Genomic DNA, 1,122 nt, shown 5'->3' on the forward strand with positions numbered 1-1,122 from the left:
ACGTGATCTAGGCCCATAGCGCTCCTTCAATGCTCTCTGGATTGTTCGAACGAGCCGCACGGCGCCCGAGCTGGTCGTAAAGACGGAGTCGCCTAAACAGGATTTCGATTTCCCGATCGCCTTTCACGAGCCGGGCGCTTCCCTCCGGAACAAGTCAGCAGCACGTCCGTTTTGGCCCCGTGGCTGCTTGACATTGCCCGTGGCCACAACGCGGCCCCAGCAGTCTCTTCCCCGAGGACCTGGGGCCGTTTTACTTTGAATACGGACAGTACCTATATGCCGGAATAGTACAAATCGTGAACAATTTGGCAAGCCTAGGAATAGGCTGTGCTGGCGCGGAACACCCAAGATCATTGCTTGAGTATCTTTTTCCCCTGGTCCACCCCGTTTGAAGATCCGATTCCGCTTCCGGATGGCCTGCAGCTCCTCACCTTGAGGGATGCCGCCAGCTACATCACGAAGCTGTCGAAAGCTGAGCACTCCGCGCCGGAATGGCAAGGCCGCCATGGAGGCGCTAATCCTCGTTGCAGAGAACAACGGCCCCACGATGTTGGCCCGGATCGGCGTCATGCGGGCGTTGAACCGTCACGTCGAACAGGTCTTTAATTCCGATCACAAAAGTCATCATTGGGGCAAGCGCAAGCTGAGAGAGACCAGTGACCGTCTTCGTCTTCGTCTACGTCGACACCAGCAAGCAGGTTGGCGATCCCGAGCACATCAAGGTGTTCGCCACAGGCTGCTGCTTTCCAATTCCAACTAGCGGAGAGCGAAATGGCTGTTGAGGTTACCGGCAAATCGCAGTTTGAAGTAGCCCACGAAATGGCGAGGTTCATTCTCATCAATATGGAAGGGCGTCAGGTGAAAAGCATAAAGCGGCAAGAGTTCTTGCATTTGGTAGCTGACTGCATCGAGGCCTTGCGGGGCATCAAGGTCAAGGAGATTATCAGCTAAAGGGTGAGGCTGGCACTCCTGCAGGGTTCAGCCTCCTCTTGTCCGCACAAGCAAGCAAGTTGGTGACGGGTTTGCGAGCAAGGACGCTGCGGAAACATGGTTTTCGAAGAACGACCCGGAAGGCGTAGCCTTTGAGTATGAGGTCCTGGAGTGAATGCCGAAGGAGGGTCC

General features: G+C 55.9%; 1 protein-coding gene. It reads left to right on the forward strand.

The features are described 5' to 3' along the window. Positions 1 to 771: 771 nt before the first annotated feature. A complete protein-coding gene (locus CP49_RS09185) occupies positions 772 to 951 on the forward strand; it encodes a hypothetical protein (protein ID WP_057849959.1) in 180 nt (59 codons plus the stop codon). Positions 952 to 1,122: the final 171 nt, after the last annotated feature.

The organism is Bradyrhizobium valentinum, from assembly GCF_001440405.1.
Taxonomy (GTDB): Bacteria; Pseudomonadota; Alphaproteobacteria; order Rhizobiales; family Xanthobacteraceae; genus Bradyrhizobium; species Bradyrhizobium valentinum.

Coding starts and splice junctions, on each gene's coding strand:
- CP49_RS09185 (WP_057849959.1), top strand. CDS start 772: ATGGCTGTTGAGGTTACCGGCAAATCGCAGTTTGAAGTAGCCCACGAA.